The sequence below is a fragment of the Nocardia sp. NPDC055053 genome (assembly GCF_053608285.1).
On record NZ_JBSGVD010000001.1, the window covers coordinates 90,606 to 105,954 of the forward strand.

The window sequence follows — 15,349 nt, forward strand, 5'->3', positions numbered from 1 at the left end:
CTGGATAATTTCTGGTGGGTAAAAGTTAGCGGGTGGCCGTGATCGACTTCGGACCGCGTCCGACTGCGACCACGCCCGACTGCACGATCTCGCGGATGCCGAACGGTTCGACCATGCGCAGCAGGGCATCCAGCTTGGACCGGGTGCCGGTGGCCTCGATGGTCAGCGCGTCGGGCGAGACGTCGATCACCTTGGCGCGGAACAACTGCACGGCCTCGATCACCTGCGTGCGCACCGAGGCGTCGGCGCGCACCTTCACCAGGATCAGTTCGCGGGCCACCGAGGCGTCGGCGTCCTGCTCCACGATCTTGATGACGTTGATCAGCTTGTTGAGCTGCTTGGTGACCTGCTCGAGCGGCAGATCGTCGACGGTGACGACGATGGTCATGCGCGAGATCTCGGGGATCTCGGTGCCACCGACGGCCAGCGACTCGATATTGAAGCCACGGCGCGAGAACAGGCTCGCGACTCGCGCCAGCACGCCCGGCTTGTCCTCGACGAGAACGCTCAGGGTGTGGGTGGTGCTCATGCCTCGGAACCCTTCTCGAATGCCGCCTGCTCGCGCTCCATCGCCTCGTGGATGACGGCCGGTTCGGAGACCGACTCGTCCTCGTCGAAGAGCGGGCGGATGCCGCGCGCGAACATGATCTCGTCGTTGCTGGTGCCCGCGGCGACCATCGGCCACACCTGGGCGTCCTTGCCGACGATGAAGTCGATCACGACCGGACGGTCGGTGATCTCCTGCGCCTGCCGGATCGCGGCCTCGACCTCGTCTTCCTTCTCCACGCGGATGCCGACGCAACCCAGCGCCTCGGCCAGCTTGACGAAGTCGGGGATGCGCAGGGTGTGCGTGCCCAGATCGGTGTTGGAGTAGCGCTGTTCGTAGAACAGGGTCTGCCACTGGCGGACCATGCCGAGGTTGCCGTTGTTGATCAGGGCGACCTTGATCGGCACACCCTCGATGGCACAGGTGGCCAGCTCCTGGTTGGTCATCTGGAAGCAGCCGTCACCGTCGACCGCCCAGACCTCCTTCTCCGGGGCGCCCATCTTGGCGCCCATGGCCGCGGGAACCGCGTAGCCCATGGTGCCGAGGCCACCGGAGTTCAGCCAGGTGCGCGGGTTCTCGTACTTGATGAACTGCGCGGCCCACATCTGGTGCTGGCCGACGCCTGCGCAGTACACGGCCTCGGGGCCGGCCAGGCGGCCCAGCGCCTCGATGACGAACTCCGGCGACAGCGAACCGTCGCTGGGGGTCTTCCAGCCCAGCGGGTAGTTGTCGCGGATGTCGCTGAGGTAGGCCCACCATTCGGTGAGGTTCAGCAGCGGAGCCGCACCGGACTGCGGGTCGGCCTTGAGGGTCTCGATCAGCTCGACGATCACCTCACGCGCGTCGCCGACGATCGGGACGTCGGCGTGGCGGTTCTTGCCGATCTCGGCCGGGTCGATGTCGGCGTGGATGACCTTCGCGTCGGGCGCGAAGGAGTCCAGCTGGCCGGTGACGCGGTCGTCGAAGCGGGCGCCGAGGGTGATCAGCAGATCCGAGCGCTGCAGGGCGGCCACGGCGCCGACGGTGCCGTGCATGCCGGGCATGCCCATGTTCAGGGTGTGACTGTCGGGGAACGCGCCACGCGCCATCAGGGTGGTGACCACCGGGATGCCGGTCAGCTCGGCCAGCTCCAGCAGTTCGGCCGAGGCGTCGGACTTGATGACGCCGCCACCGACGTAGAGCACGGGCGCCTTGGACTCCAGGATCATCCTGGCGGCCTCGCGCACCTGCTTGCCGTGCGGCTTGGTGACCGGGCGGTAGCCGGGCAGGCGCATCTCCGGCGGCCACGAGAACGTGGTCTGGGCCTGCAGCGCGTCCTTGGTGATGTCGACCAGGACAGCGCCAGGGCGGCCCGAGGCAGCGAGGTAGAACGCCTCGGCCAGGATGCGCGGGATGTCGATCGGGTCCTTGACCAGGAAGTTGTGCTTGGTGATCGGCATGGTGATGCCGGAGATGTCGGCTTCCTGGAACGCGTCGGTGCCGACCAGGCTCGACGGCACCTGACCGGTGATCGCCACGATCGGGACCGAGTCCATCTGCGCGTCGGCCAGCGGGGTCACCAGGTTGGTGGCGCCGGGGCCGGATGTGGCCATACACACACCGACCTTGCCGGAGGCCTGCGCGTAACCGGTCGCCGCGTGACCGGCGCCCTGCTCGTGGCGCACCAGGACGTGGCGGACCTTCTTGGAATCGAACAGCGGGTCGTAGACGGGAAGGACCGCGCCGCCGGGAATGCCGAATACGGTGTCGACGTCGAGCTCTTCGAGGGACCGGACCACCGACTGCGCGCCGGTGACGCGCTCGGGCGCGACCTGGCGGCGGGTGGGGTTGGTCGCCGGGCTACCAGCGGCAGGCTGGTTCGCCGAAGGCGCTGACCTGCGGGCCGATGGCCCGGGTCGTGCTGTTGGTGCACTCACCGTCTTCGTTCCTTACTTTGTCGTTCTGACTCCGGACTGGCGCGGAATTCTCCCGAACACAAAAAAGCCCCCGACCAGCGCATGGCTGTTCGAGGGTGGCGCGTCGCAACGCGAGCTGACGTATTCGACTCAGGTAGTCAGGCTCAACGCTGGACGCGCCGGCCGAGTACGAGCAACTCGTTTCGGATCACGAGCACGACGTTAGGCGCGCGTGAGTCGAAGAGTCAAACAGGCTACTCTCTGCATCCCATTATGTGGGACTCGAGTGGTTGCGTGGGTCCGTGTACCAGGATGCGAGGATAGGGGGGTGTCATCACCGCATCAGTCCGTGCCACCGGCTAAATCGTCCCACACCGCCGACGAGGGAACCGATACGGGTCGCTCCTCGCGGCCCGGCGGTCTGCGCTCGGCGAGTCCGGGCCGACTCGCGGCGATCGCCGCGGTGGTGCTCGGGTACCTGATCTTCGTCGTCGTCGGCACCGTGCAGGAGTGGTCGCTCGGCATGCGGATCGGTCTGCTCGTGCCGGCCGCGGTGGTCGTCTGGCTGCTGGTGCCGCGCAAGACGAACACCCCGACGCCGGGTGTGCACGTGATCGGGGTGCCGCGCCTGGCCTACATCGGTGTGCTGGTGCTCGCGTTCTGTGTGTTCTTCCCGTTCGTCGGCTGGCCCGCCGTGCTGTGGTGGCTGCTGCTGCTCCCGGTCATCGCGGTGTTCTGGGTAGTCCGGACACACACGACGGTGTCGGATGCCGGGCTCGACCTGAGCTCGATGTTCGGCAAGAAGCACCTCGACTGGGCACAGGTCAAGGGCATCAGCATCCCCAAGCGCGGCTCCGTCAAGGCCCGCCTGGCCGACGACTCCGAGGTCAAGCTGCCCGCGGTGGGCTACGACCGGCTGCGTGAACTGATCGACGCCTCCGGTGGGCGCCTGCCCGATGTATTCGCCGCGGCCGAGCAGGCCGAGGCCGAGCGCGTCGCCGCCGAGCGAGCCGCCGAGGCCGAGAAGGCGAAGAAGGCCGAGGAGCCCGGCACCGAGGAGTGACCGCCGCCTCGGTCACCGCGGGAATCGGCACGGCGTCGCGCGCCGTTGCACCGGTAAGCTGACGGCGACCGGGCACCCCGCGCCGACGGCACCACCGCGGCGACACCCTCCGGAGCGACACTCCCGCCTCGAGCCCCGGTTCCATCACCCCTGCACGGACTCCCGGCGCGACGCGACCACCGCCCGCCGGAGTAACGTGCACGGTTGCCGGACGCACCGCGCACTCGCACCGCGCCCCGCAGGTCAGCCCCCTGCGCGCATGCTTGGACGCACCCAGCGACATTTACGAGGACACCCATGCCACCGCTTCGTTCACGCACCACCACCATCGGCCGCAATGCCGCGGGCGCCCGCTCGCTCTGGCGCGCGACCGGCATGACCGACTCCGACTTCGGCAAGCCGATCATCGCGATCGCGAACTCCTACACGCAGTTCGTCCCTGGTCACGTGCACCTGAAGAACATGGGCGACATCGTCGCCGAGGCCGTGCGCGCCGCCGGTGGCGTGCCGCGCGAGTTCCACACCATCGCCGTCGACGACGGCATCGCCATGGGTCACGGCGGCATGCTCTACTCGCTGCCGTCGCGCGAGATCATCGCCGACTCGGTCGAGTACATGGCCAACGCGCACACCGCCGACGCGCTGGTGTGTATCTCCAACTGCGACAAGATCACTCCCGGCATGCTCAATGCCGCGATGCGCCTCAACATCCCCGCCGTGTTCGTCTCCGGCGGTCCGATGGAGGCCGGTAAGGCCGTGGTCGTCGACGGTGTCGCGCACGCCCCGCTCGACCTGGTGAGCGCGATCTCGGCGAGCGCGAGCCAGGCCGTGTCCGACGAGGGCCTCGACGAGGTCGAGCGGTCCGCCTGCCCGACCTGTGGTTCGTGTTCGGGCATGTTCACCGCGAACTCGATGAACTGCCTGACCGAGGCGCTCGGGCTCGCGCTGCCCGGCAACGGTTCCACGCTGGCGACCCACTCGGCGCGGCGCGCGCTGTTCGAGCGTGCGGGCACGGTCATCGTCGATATCGCCAAGCGCTGGTACCAGGACGACGACGCGTCGGTCCTGCCGCGGAACGTCGCCAATGCCAAGGCCTTCCGCAACGCGATGGCCCTCGACGTCGCCATGGGAGGTTCCACCAACACGGTGCTGCACACCCTCGCCGCCGCGCAGGAGGGTGAGATCGATTTCGATCTGCAGACCATCGACGAGATCAGCCGCCGGGTGCCGTGCCTGTCGAAGGTCTCGCCGAACTCGGACTACCACATGGAAGACGTGCATCGCGCCGGTGGCATCCCCGCCATCCTCGGCGAACTGCGTCGCGGCGGCCTGCTCGAGACCGACGTGACCACCGTGCACACCGCGAGCTACGAGGAATTCCTCGACACCTGGGACATCCGCTCCGGCAAGGCATCCGACGAGGCGCTGGAGCTGTTCCACGCCGCGCCCGGTGGGGTGCGCACCGTCGAGCCGTTCTCCACCAGCAACCGCTGGTCCTCGCTGGACACCGACGCCGCCGGTGGTTGCATCCGTGACATCGAGCACGCCTACACCGTCGAAGGCGGGCTGTGCGTGCTGCGCGGCAATATCGCCCCCGACGGCGCGATCCTCAAGACCGCGGGCATCGACGAAGAGCTGTTCACCTTCGAAGGCCCGGCCGTGGTGGTCGAGTCGCAGGAGGAGGCGGTGTCGATGATCCTGGGCAAGAAGATCCAGCCCGGTGACGTGGTCGTCGTGCGCTACGAAGGTCCCGCCGGCGGTCCGGGTATGCAGGAGATGCTGCACCCGACCTCGTTCCTCAAGGGCCTCGGCCTCGGCAAGGTGTGCGCGCTGATCACCGACGGCCGCTTCTCCGGTGGCACCTCGGGTCTGTCGATCGGGCACGTCTCCCCCGAGGCCGCGTCCGGCGGTGTCATCGGCCTGATCGAGAACGGTGACCGCATCCGCATCGATGTGCACACCCGTGCGCTGGAAGTGCTGGTCTCCGACGAGGTTCTCGCCGAGCGCCGCGCGAAGATGGAAGCCTCCGAGCGTCCGTGGCAGCCGGTCAACCGTGATCGCCCGGTGACGACCGCGCTGCGCGCGTACGCCGCACTGGCCACGTCCGCCGACAAGGGCGCGGTCCGCCAGCTGCCGTAGGCAAACAAGACGAACAGAAAGACGGCGTCCCCCCGAATCTTCAGGGGGACGCCGTCTTTCCGGATCAGCGACCGCTGATCTCGTACGCACAGGGGTAACTCACCGGGCATGGGCTGACCCAGCCCCACATGACCGTCGGCCGCGTCTTTAACTCCCCATGTCCCTCAGTCTGGCCTGAAGACGCGGAGAGGCGGATCAGAACGGGCCGATGCCCTGCAGCGGGTTGCCGCCATGGAGGAACCAATAGGTGGCGATCGCGGCGGCGACGGCGAGCAGGACCACGGCTCCCGAGCCCCAGGCGGGGCGGGTGGCCCAGCCGCGGGCGCGGTCGAGGGACCAGCGGCCGGGGCCGGTGAGGATGATCGCGAGGGACGCGCCGACCAGGATGGAGTCGAGTTCGACGCCGGTGGGGGTCGAGGCGTTGTACTGGAAGCCGGGGATCATGCCCTGCTTGAACATCCACGCGTTCAGGATCGTGGCGAGCACGGCGCCCGCGGCGAGCGGGGTGGCAAGGCCGAGGACGAGCAGGATGCCGCCGCCCAGTTCGCCGGCGATCACCAGGGCCGTCGCCAGCGCGGGGTAGTCCCAGCCACCGCTTTCCATCATGGTCTTGGTGCCGTCGAGGCCAGGGCCGTGGAACCAGCCGGTCAGCTTCTGCAGGCCGTGGTAGATGAAGGTGTAGCCGACCACCAGACGCAGTACGAACAGGCCGAGGTCGAGGGTGCCGCGGCGGGGTTCCCGGTTGCGGCGCTGTAGCCGCACGGCGCCCGCCGAGGCCGCGGCCGCGGGTGGGATCGAGGCGTAGCCGTAGCCGGCGTCGCCCCCGCCTTCCGTCTGCGCCGCGCTCGCGGTGGGCACCTCGGGGTCGAGACCGAGATCCTCGTCGGTGCGCGGAATATCCTTGTGCAGATCCGGTTTCGGCATCTGTGTCGTCGGCGAATCGTAGGGGCTGGTCACCGGGCGACCCGCCGACGACGCGGCCGGTCCGGTCTGCGACGACCCGTCGGCCTGCGGTGTGTCATTCGACTTCTCGCTCACGGGTGTCACCTTATGACGTGCTGTCGTGGTGTGCCGGTCTTCCCTGGATCAGGCGTGTCAGCCCCGCTCGACTGCCGGTAACGTCTCTGGCATGAGTTCGGTATTCGCGGGCCGCGTGGCTGTCGGGTTGGCACTGGGCACCGTCTTGGTCGCCGGGTGCGCCCGGTTCGACGAGTCGGCGTCGAGCCCGTTCACCACCGAGCCGTCGCTGGGCGGGTCCAACGCGGAGCCGAAGAAGCCGCAGGACGCGCCCTCGCAGGTGCCGCGGCCGACCGGTCCGTGTATCGACCCCGATCCGAACGTCATCGCCACCTGCCTGGACTCGGCGGCGGGGCTGATCCCGGTCGGCGACGGCGCGCTGGTGGCCGAGCGGCGCACCGGCCGCATCCTGCAGGTGACCCCGGTCGACGCGAGCACGCCGCAGGAGACGCCGGTGGAGGTCGCGAGCGTGGCGGTCGATGGATCCGGTGATGGTGGCATCTCCGACATCGTGCTGTCCCCCACGTTCGGCGAGGACGGGCTGATGTACGCCTACATCACCACCGGCAGCGACAACCGGGTGGTCCGGCTGTCCAAGAACGGCGGCGCGCCCAAGGAGATCCTCACCGGAATCCCCAAGGGCGCCACCGGGAATCGCGGCGCCATCGAATGGGCGACGCCGACCCAGCTGCTGGTCCTCACCGGCGACGCCGGAAACCCCGGCGCGGCGGCCGATCCCGGCTCGCTCGGCGGCAAGGTGCTGCGCCTGGAGTCACCGTCGTCGGGCACCAACATTCCGCAGGTCGTCGCCTCGGGCATCGGTTCGGCCGGTGACCTGTGCCGCGACGGCAAGGACGGCATGTGGGTCACCGACCGCACCGCCGCCGAGGACCGCCTCCAGCACCTGGGCACCGACGGCACGCTGACCGTCTCCTGGACCTGGCCCGATCGTCCCGGCGTCGGTGGCTGCACCGCCACCGGTGACGGCGTCGCCGTCGCGCTCGGCGAGGGCAAGGCACTGGCCGCGGTCGGCGCCGACCCCAACACCTTCGCCGTCACCACCGCGCCCACCCTGATCGCCCAGGACAAGTACGGCAAGCTCCTCGGCGCCTCGGCCAGCGCCGACGGCAGCGTCTGGGTGACCACCACCAACAAGACCGACGGCGAACCCGGGGAATTCGACGACCGCGTCGTCCGCATCCCGCCCCCGCAGGGCGGCGCAGGCGGACCCGACTAGGAGTACTGGTCTCGCACGTACATGGGTAACTCACCGGGTACGGGCGAAACCAACCACTTCGCCCCCGCCGGCCGCCGACGGGGGCGAAGTGCCGCCTGAGTCTGGCCTAAGTACTCGGAGAGGCGGTCGCAGCGAGGACGAGTTCCCTCACCTTGGCCGCGTCGGCCTGGCCACGGGTGGCCTTCATGACGTCGCCGACGATCTTGCCCGCGGCCTGGACCTTGCCGGAGCGGATCTTCTCGGCGATGTCCGGGTTGGCGGCCAGTGCCTTCTCGACCTCGGCCTGCAGGGCGGTGTCGTCGCTGACCATGCCGAGGCCCTTGGCCTCGACGATCGCGGCGGGCTCGCCCTCGCCCGCGAGGACGAAGTCGACGACCTGCTTGGCGACCTTGTTGTTGACCGTCTTGGCCTCGACCAGCTTGATGACCTCGGCCACCTGGGCGGGGGTGATCGGCAGGTCGGCGAGGGCGACCTCGCGTTCCTTGGCCTTCTCGGTCAGGTAGGCGACCCACCAGGAGCGCGCCTCGTTGGCGGGGGCGCCCGCCTCGACGGTGGCGATGATCAGGTCGAGGGCGCCCGCGTTCACCAGGTCGCGCATGACCTCGTCGGACAGACCCCATTCGGCCTGGATGCGCGCGCGGACCAGCCACGGGTACTCGGGGATGGTGGCGCGCAGCTCGTCGACCCAGTCGGCGTCCGGGGCGACCGGCTCGAGGTCCGGCTCGGGGAAGTAGCGGTAGTCCTCGGCGGTCTCCTTGCGGCGACCCGCGGAGGTCGACCCGTCGGCCTCGTTGAAGTGGCGGGTCTCCTGGACGATCTCGCCGCCGTCGGTGAGCACGGCGGCCTGGCGGCGCATCTCGTAGCGCACCGCGACCTCGACGCTCTTGAGCGAGTTCACGTTCTTGGTCTCGGTGCGGGTGCCGAACTCCTTGGCGCCCACCGGCATCAGCGAGACGTTGGCGTCGCAGCGCAGCGAGCCCTGCTCCATTTTCACGTCGGAGACGTGCAGCGAGCGCAGCACCTCGCGCAGCGCGGTGACATAGGCGCGGGCCACCTCGGGCGCGCGCTCACCGGCGCCGGTGATCGGCTTGGTGACGATCTCGATCAGCGGCACGCCCGCCCGGTTGAAGTCGAGCAGCGAGTGGCTGGCGCCGTGGATACGACCGGTCGCGCCGCCGACGTGCAGCGACTTGCCGGTGTCCTCCTCCATGTGCGCGCGCTCGATGTCCACCCGGAAGGTGGAGCCGTCGTCGAGGACGACGTCGAGGTAGCCCTCGGTCGCGATCGGCTCGTCGTACTGGCTGATCTGGTAGTTCTTGGGCTGATCGGGGTAGAAGTAGTTCTTGCGCGCGAACCTGCCCCACGGGGTGATCGAACAGTTCAGCGCGAGACCGATCCGGATGGCCGACTCGACGGCCTTCTCGTTGACCACGGGCAGCGAGCCGGGCAGGCCGAGGCACACCGGGCACACCTGGGTATTGGGTTCGGCGCCGAACTCGGTGGGGCAACCGCAGAACATCTTGGTCGCCGTGGACAACTCGACGTGGACCTCCATGCCGAGCACCGGCTCGTACCGGGAGATGACATCGGCGTAATCCATCAACTCGACCGTGGGTGCGCTCATGGCGACCAGTCTATGTAAGCCCTAACGGGGCGGGATGTGCTGGGTGAGCCAGTCGGTGACGTAGGTCAGCACGGCCGGGTCGATGGTGGTCTCGATGGTGGCGTATTCGCTGGGTTTGCCGGTCTCGGTGGGCTGCATCAGGTGGTTGAGGCCCGGAAAGGTGTACACGGTCGCGTCGGTGTCGCCCGCCAGGTTGGCTCGCATCGGCGCTTCGTTCTGGGACACCAGGACCTGCTGGTCCTTGTCGCCGAAGAAGGCGAGCACGGGGATCCGCAGCGCCTCCAGTGCCGGTTTCGGGTCGTAGGTGATGAACGAGGTCATGTACGGGGTGTTGAAGGAATCGATGGCCTCCTGCGACGCGCGTTCCTCGACGGGCAGCGAATCGTTGTGCTGCTGGGCGAAGGCCTTGGCGCCCTCGATGTCGCCGGAGCGCAGCAGCGCCGACCACTGGGTGAGGTAGTCGACCTGCTCGTCGATCTTGTCCTGCGGTTCGCCCGCCGCGGCCAGGATGACCTTGTTCTGCTCGATCAGCACATCGGCGCCGACCACCGAGGGACCGGCCATGAGCACCGCGAACGCGACATTGCTGTCGGGCTTCTCGGCGACGAGCGGGGCGAGGTAGCCGCCTTCACTGTGTCCGAAGAGCCCGACCTTCGCTGGGTCGATCTCGGGGCGGTTGCGCAGGAACGCGACACCGGCGGCCGCGTCGGCGGCGAGGTCGGCGTAGGTGGCGTCGTCGAGATTTCCGCTGGTGCCGCCCACGCCGCGGTCGTCGGTGCGCAGCACGGCGTAGCCCGCGCGGGTGAAGGTGTCGGCCAGCAGCAGGAACGGGCGGTGGCCCATCAGGTCTTCGTTGCGGTCCTGCGGGCCGCTGCCGGTGATCAGCAGTATCGCCGGGAACGGGCCGGTGCCTTCGGGTTCGGTGAGGGTGCCCGCGATGGTGATGTCGCCGTTGCGGTAGGTGACGTCCTCGCTGCGATACGGGTACGGCGGTTTCGGGTCCTGCGGGCGGGCGAGGTCCTCGACCTGGCCGCGGCGCAACACCAGCGGCGTCGTCTGGCCGGACTGCACCCAGTCGCCGGCGATCTGCTCGCCGTCGAGCTTGCCGCGGAACCCGGGGTCGCCCGGCACGTCGGGAATCGTGAACTCGACCCGATCGGGTTCGGTGCGCACATCTTTCAACGGCGCGGCGCGCACGCCCTGCACCGGGATGTCGATGGTGGCCGAACCGTTCTCGGCGAAGGTCACCCCGATCGGGATCGGCTCGCCCGGCACCTCGATGTCACCGTGCCATGGCCCCTGGATCGCGGGCCCCGCTTCCTCGTCCGAGGAACACCCCGTCACCAGCGCGGCGACGACGAACAGAACCGAAACGATCACTCGACCGGTGCGCATACGGCAACGGTACCGACGCGCACCGAAAAGTCGAGGACCGCGACGCTCAGCCGAAGAAGGCCTGCGCCTCGCTGAGCCGCTCGGGGGGGACCCGCTTGAGCTGCTTGGTGGCTTCCGACAGCGGAACGAGCCCGATGTTCGTGCCGTGCAGGGCGACCATCTGCCCGAAGTGCCCCGCGTGCACCGCCTCCGCCGCGTGCACACCGAATCGCGTCGCCAGGATGCGGTCGTACGGTGTCGGGCTGCCGCCGCGCTGCACGTGGCCGAGCACTGTGGTGCGGACTTCCTTGCCGATCCGTCGTTCGATCTCCGAACCGAGCTGCTGGGCGACGCCGGTGAAACGCTCGTGGCCGAACTCGTCGATCCCGCCCTCCCTCAGCGCGAAGCCGGAATCCGGTGCGGGATGCGCGCCTTCGGCGACCACGCAGATGAAGTGCTTGTCGCCGCGCTGGAAGCGGCTCTTGATCAGCGCGCACACCTGCGCCACGTCGAACGGCTCCTCGGGCACCAGGGTCAGATGCGCACCCGCGGCGATGCCGGAGTTCAGCGCGATCCAGCCCGCGTGGCGGCCCATCACCTCGACCAGCATCACGCGCTGATGGGATTCGGCGGTGGTGTGCAGGCGGTCGATGGCCTCGGTGGCGATGGACAGGGCGGTGTCGTGGCCGAACGTGACGTCGGTGCAGTCGATGTCGTTGTCGATGGTCTTGGGCACGCCGACGACCGGAACGCCCTCGTCCGCGAGCCAGCTCGCCGCGGTCAGCGTGCCCTCGCCGCCGATCGGGATCAATGCCTCGATGCCGTTGTCGTCGAGGGTCGCCTTGATCCGGCCGAGCCCGGCGAGCAGCACGTCGGGATTGGTGCGCGCGGTGCCGAGCATGGTGCCGCCCTTGGTGAGCAGCCGGTCGGTGCGATCGTCGTTGAGGATGCGGATCTTGCGGTCTTCTAGCAGGCCGCGCCAGCCGTCCTCGAACCCGACGATCGCGTCGCCGTAGCGGCCGTTCGCGGTGCGGACGACAGCCCGGATCACCGCGTTCAGGCCTGGACAGTCTCCGCCTCCGGTCAAGACTCCGATGCGCATGGCGTTCATCTTGCCGCACCGGCGGTGATCAGGGGCAGTTGCCTCCGGCCAGCTCGCCGAGGTGACCCGAGATCAGGGTCGCCATCTTGTCCAGCATGCTCATGCCGTCGGCGAAGGCGCCCGAATCCGGTTGCGCGGCGAAGGCGATCGCGATCCGTCCCGAGGGCGAATCGATGAGACCGAACTGGCGGACCAGGTATTTGCCCGAGGTGTCCGGACCCCAGCCGCCCTTGAATTCGGCGCTGCCGAACGCGCCGAGACCCCAGCGGTGGCTCGGCACGATCTGCTGCATGAGGCCGACCACGCGCTGGCTCTGCGGCAGGCACGGCAGGTTCGCGGCGAAGCGCACCTGATCGGCCAGCGCCCACTCGGCCTGGCCGTAGATCGAGGCGTCGGAACGAGTGCGCACCGAGGGCACCGTGGTGTTGGTGTCGCCGCCTTCGCGCAACACGTTCCGCACGGATTCGGCCGCCGCGTCGCCCGCACCGAGCGACTGCCACAGCGTGTCGGCGGCCCCGTTGTCGGAGGCGGTGATGGCCGCGGTCGCGGTCGTGCTGTACGACGCGTTGTTGCGCAGCGCGGCGATCGCCAACGGCACCTTGATGGTCGACCAGGCCGGACCCGAGGTCCAGGTGCCGAAGGTGACCATCTGGTCGCCGCCGACCGGCATGATCGCCAGTCCGAGGGTCCCGCGGAAGCCCTGCTGGAGCGCGGCGAAGTCGCCGGCCAGGGTGCCGGGTAGCGCGATCGAGAAGTTGCCCGCGCCCGCGCCGGGATCCACCGCGGCGGCGGTCGTTGTCGTGCGCTGCGCGGTCGAGGACTTCGGCTCGTCACCGCAGCCGGCTACGAACAGGACGACGGCCCCGAGCAGCGCGGCGAGCGCCGCTGGAACAGGACGTCGGTCTTTCGTCATCATGTAAAGCATCTTCGTTTCTAAACTCCCCCCGGGCTTCGGTGCCGGGGTAGCAGTTCCGACACCGTACTGGGCAGTATGGCCGAACGCACACTTCGACCGCGAAACGCTCAGGTCAGACGGTGTTCACCGGTGTAGATATTCATCGTTTCGCCCCGCAGGAACCCCACGAGCGTCAGATCCGACTCGGCGGCCAGATCGACGGCGAGCGAACTCGGCGCCGACACCGCGGCCAGGATCGGGATGCCCGCCATCACCGCCTTCTGGGCGAGCTCGAAGGACGCGCGACTGCTGACGACGAGGATCAGCTCGTGCGCCGGAATCCGGTTCTCGCGCACCGCCCAGCCGATCACCTTGTCGACGGCGTTGTGCCTGCCGATGTCCTCGCGCAGCGCGAGCAGGGTGCCGTCGGCGGTGAACAGGCCCGCCGCGTGCAGGCCGCCGGTGGCCTCGAACAGCTTCTGCCCGGCACGCAGCTGTTTCGGCAGGCCACCCAGGGTGTCGGTGGCGACGATCGCGGTGTCGTGCGGGATCGGGTAGCGGGTGTGTGCGCGCACGTCGTCGAGCGCGGACTTGCCGCAGAGCCCGCAGGCGCCGGTGGTGAGGAAGTTGCGGGTGTGCAGCGGGACCGGGGTGCGCAGGCGGATGTCGAGGACGTTGTAGGTATTGCGCCCTTCGCTGTCGGTACCCGCGCAGTAGCGCGCGGTGACGACGTCGTCGGCCGAGCCGATGATGTCCTCGCCGAAGAGGAATCCGTGGACCAGGTCGATGTCGTTGCCCGGAGTGCGCATGGTGACCGTGAGCGACTGCCCGTCGACGCGGATCTCGAGCGGTTCCTCCACCGCGAGGGTGTCGGGCCGCTGAATCCGCCCGGCCGGGGACAGCCGGGTCGTCTTGCGCCGTGCGGTGACTCTGCTCATCACGTGTCCTCGCTCAACCGGTCGCGAAGCCGGCGACGAGGTTGATCGTCGTCGCGAGAATGACCGTGCCGAAAGCGTACGACAGCAGGCAGTGCCGCAACGCGACGGCCCGGATCGTCTCGCGTGCGCCCATGCCGCTGCACAGTACTCGACGGTTGCCGCGTCATAGCCGCATTCGATCGACGGTGGCGAAGCCGGTCTCGCGCGCGGTGCCGGTGAGCGCGGCGGTGAGTACGTCGTGGCCCCGCGCCGGACCAGCGGCACCGCTCGTGTTCGAGTTTGCGGATCGCCTCGGACAGGGCGGGCGGGGAGCGGTAGCAGGCCGCGGGCGCACGGGCGAAGTGCCGTTCGCGCGGTCAGTCGTCCTCGGCGTCGTCGGCTGCCTTGTTGCGTGCCCGCGCGATCTCGAGTGCCTTCTCGGCCGTGGCCTGGTCGGGGTACGGGCCCATCCGGTCGCCGTACCAGCAGGTCTTGCCCTGTTCGGCCTTATGGTGCTTGATGCAGTAGTACCACTGGTCGTCATCAGCCATGCCGCCAGTATGCAACGATTCGCATACCGGCGTCTCGAAGGTCGGCACCGAGTCGGCGGCCGGTTCGCGGATCAGTAGCGCGACAGCGATTCCCACCGCGACACCGATCACCGTGTCGACCGCGCGATCGGTGAGCAGGGTGAGCGGATCGGCAGGCTCGGCCAGTTCGGTCATGGCCATGATCAGCGGGGTGAAGAACCCGAGCGCAACCGCGTAGTGGCGGGCCATGAACAGCTCGGTCGGATACAGCAGCGCGATGATCGCCAGCGCCAGCATCGCCGGGCTCGGGCCGGGGAGCAGCAGCGGTGCGGTGACCGCGAGACCGAGGAAAGTGCCGACGACCCGGTGCAGGCCGCGGGTGATCCGGTCGCGGGAGGTCGCCGCGGCCAGCGGCACCGCGGCGCCCCGCCATCGCCCAGTTGGCGTGGCCGACGCCCAGCAGCAGCCCGATGCCGCCGGCGATCGAGATCGCCAGCGCGTAGCGGCCCGCCTGGACGAACGAGATCCGGCCGGTCCGGTGCGGCGGGATCGTCGTCCGCGGGACGCAGGCGCCTGCCCGGCGCTCCCGGCTGATGGACTCGATCCAGCCGACCGCGACGCACAGCACCGCGGTGCACGCGCAGATCACCAGGGCAAGGAGCGGATCTGGCTGGATACCTGCCACCATCGCGATCGCCCCGAGCGCGAAGACCCCGAAGAACGGTCCCTCCGGCCGCAATCCGAGCCGGTCGGTGATCGGCGAGGCGACCGCGGCGAAGGCGGCCACGGCCGCGACCAGCACGGCGGGCGAGGCGTGCAGGCGGGCGAGCAGGATGCCCGCGCCGACGGCGCCGACCAGCATCACCGCGGCCTCGCTCTGATGGAGCAGCCGCTGCCGTGGCGATTCGGCGAAGCCGTACATGCCGGTGAAGGAACCGAACACGGCGTAGATGAGCAGGTCGGTGCGGCCCGTGGCGATCAGCACCAGGCCGGGGATCGCCAGGCCGAC

13 protein-coding genes and 1 pseudogene are annotated in these 15,349 nt (G+C 69.2%); 4 read left to right on the plus strand and 10 right to left on the minus strand.

Translation table 11 applies throughout. From position 1 onward, the window contains the following. Positions 1-25 precede the first annotated feature (25 nt). Both ilvN and ACWF82_RS00405 read right to left on the minus strand, forming a co-directional pair. A complete protein-coding gene (gene ilvN, locus ACWF82_RS00400) occupies positions 26-529 on the minus strand; it encodes an acetolactate synthase small subunit (protein WP_189024559.1) in 504 nt (167 codons plus the stop codon). Next, a complete protein-coding gene (locus ACWF82_RS00405) occupies positions 526-2,463 on the minus strand; it encodes an acetolactate synthase large subunit (protein WP_452496489.1) in 1,938 nt (645 codons plus the stop codon). The genes ilvN and ACWF82_RS00405 overlap by 4 nt, the downstream gene beginning before the upstream one ends. Positions 2,464-2,770: 307 nt before the next feature. Between ACWF82_RS00405 and ACWF82_RS00410 the strand changes: the two genes are divergently transcribed. Both ACWF82_RS00410 and ilvD read left to right on the plus strand, forming a co-directional pair. Further along, positions 2,771-3,505, plus strand: coding sequence for a PH domain-containing protein (locus tag ACWF82_RS00410; protein ID WP_452496491.1), 735 nt, complete (start codon positions 2,771-2,773; stop codon positions 3,503-3,505). A 297-nt stretch (positions 3,506-3,802) separates the two neighbouring features. Beyond that, complete coding sequence (ilvD, locus tag ACWF82_RS00415; RefSeq protein WP_452496493.1) at positions 3,803-5,644, plus strand: dihydroxy-acid dehydratase; 1,842 nt, start codon at positions 3,803-3,805, stop codon at positions 5,642-5,644. Between the two features lie 195 nt (positions 5,645-5,839). Here ilvD and ACWF82_RS00420 read toward each other — a convergent pair whose 3' ends face one another. Next, on the minus strand, positions 5,840-6,682 hold the full coding sequence (locus tag ACWF82_RS00420; RefSeq protein ID WP_452496495.1) for a DoxX family protein: 843 nt from the start codon (positions 6,680-6,682) through the stop codon (positions 5,840-5,842). 91 nt (positions 6,683-6,773) lie between these two features. Here ACWF82_RS00420 and ACWF82_RS00425 point away from each other — a divergent pair, with 91 nt between their 5' ends. Next, entirely contained in the window at positions 6,774-7,898 is a 1,125-nt protein-coding gene (locus tag ACWF82_RS00425; protein ID WP_452496497.1) for a PQQ-dependent sugar dehydrogenase, read from the plus strand. A 106-nt stretch (positions 7,899-8,004) separates the two neighbouring features. Here ACWF82_RS00425 and gatB read toward each other — a convergent pair whose 3' ends face one another. The 7 genes and pseudogenes from gatB to ACWF82_RS00460 all read right to left on the minus strand — a co-directional run bounded on the left by gatB (position 8,005) and on the right by ACWF82_RS00460 (position 14,757). Beyond that, complete coding sequence (gene gatB / locus ACWF82_RS00430; protein ID WP_452496499.1) at positions 8,005-9,522, minus strand: Asp-tRNA(Asn)/Glu-tRNA(Gln) amidotransferase subunit GatB; 1,518 nt, start codon at positions 9,520-9,522, stop codon at positions 8,005-8,007. A gap of 21 nt (positions 9,523-9,543) precedes the next feature. Next, entirely contained in the window at positions 9,544-10,917 is a 1,374-nt protein-coding gene (locus ACWF82_RS00435; RefSeq protein WP_452496501.1) for an alpha/beta hydrolase family protein, read from the minus strand. Positions 10,918-10,963: 46 nt separating this feature from the next. Further along, entirely contained in the window at positions 10,964-11,998 is a 1,035-nt protein-coding gene (locus ACWF82_RS00440) for an ATP-dependent 6-phosphofructokinase (RefSeq protein ID WP_452496503.1), read from the minus strand. Between the two features lie 28 nt (positions 11,999-12,026). Then, positions 12,027-12,911 (minus strand): hypothetical protein, encoded by an 885-nt coding sequence (locus ACWF82_RS00445; RefSeq protein ID WP_452496505.1) that lies wholly within the window; start codon positions 12,909-12,911, stop codon positions 12,027-12,029. 110 nt (positions 12,912-13,021) lie between these two features. Continuing rightward, on the minus strand, positions 13,022-13,831 hold the full coding sequence (gene fdhD / locus ACWF82_RS00450) for a formate dehydrogenase accessory sulfurtransferase FdhD (RefSeq protein WP_452496506.1): 810 nt from the start codon (positions 13,829-13,831) through the stop codon (positions 13,022-13,024). 13 nt (positions 13,832-13,844) lie between these two features. Further along, positions 13,845-13,946, minus strand: a pseudogene (locus ACWF82_RS00455) (DUF1345 domain-containing protein); the annotation flags it as partial. 241 nt (positions 13,947-14,187) lie between these two features. Then, positions 14,188-14,757, minus strand: coding sequence for an FUSC family protein (locus ACWF82_RS00460; RefSeq protein ID WP_452496508.1), 570 nt, complete (start codon positions 14,755-14,757; stop codon positions 14,188-14,190). Positions 14,758-14,933: 176 nt separating this feature from the next. On the opposite strand from ACWF82_RS00460, the gene ACWF82_RS00465 reads away from it, so the two are divergent. Next, the gene (locus tag ACWF82_RS00465) at positions 14,934-15,221 is read left to right on the plus strand and encodes a hypothetical protein (RefSeq protein WP_452496510.1); all 288 of its coding nucleotides are present in this window, start codon (positions 14,934-14,936) and stop codon (positions 15,219-15,221) included. Positions 15,222-15,349: the final 128 nt, after the last annotated feature.

What these genes read in the sequence shown, in the direction of transcription:
- ACWF82_RS00435 (WP_452496501.1), bottom strand. Translation starts at nt 10,917, where the DNA reads ATGCGCACCGGTCGAGTGATCGTTTCGGTTCTGTTCGTCGTCGCCGCG.
- fdhD (WP_452496506.1), bottom strand. Translation starts at nt 13,831, where the DNA reads ATGAGCAGAGTCACCGCACGGCGCAAGACGACCCGGCTGTCCCCGGCC.
- ACWF82_RS00445 (WP_452496505.1), bottom strand. Translation starts at nt 12,911, where the DNA reads ATGACGAAAGACCGACGTCCTGTTCCAGCGGCGCTCGCCGCGCTGCTC.
- ACWF82_RS00425 (WP_452496497.1), top strand. Translation starts at nt 6,774, where the DNA reads ATGAGTTCGGTATTCGCGGGCCGCGTGGCTGTCGGGTTGGCACTGGGC.
- ilvN (WP_189024559.1), bottom strand. Translation starts at nt 529, where the DNA reads ATGAGCACCACCCACACCCTGAGCGTTCTCGTCGAGGACAAGCCGGGC.
- ACWF82_RS00440 (WP_452496503.1), bottom strand. Translation starts at nt 11,998, where the DNA reads ATGCGCATCGGAGTCTTGACCGGAGGCGGAGACTGTCCAGGCCTGAAC.
- ilvD (WP_452496493.1), top strand. Translation starts at nt 3,803, where the DNA reads ATGCCACCGCTTCGTTCACGCACCACCACCATCGGCCGCAATGCCGCG.
- ACWF82_RS00465 (WP_452496510.1), top strand. Translation starts at nt 14,934, where the DNA reads ATGGACTCGATCCAGCCGACCGCGACGCACAGCACCGCGGTGCACGCG.
- gatB (WP_452496499.1), bottom strand. Translation starts at nt 9,522, where the DNA reads ATGAGCGCACCCACGGTCGAGTTGATGGATTACGCCGATGTCATCTCC.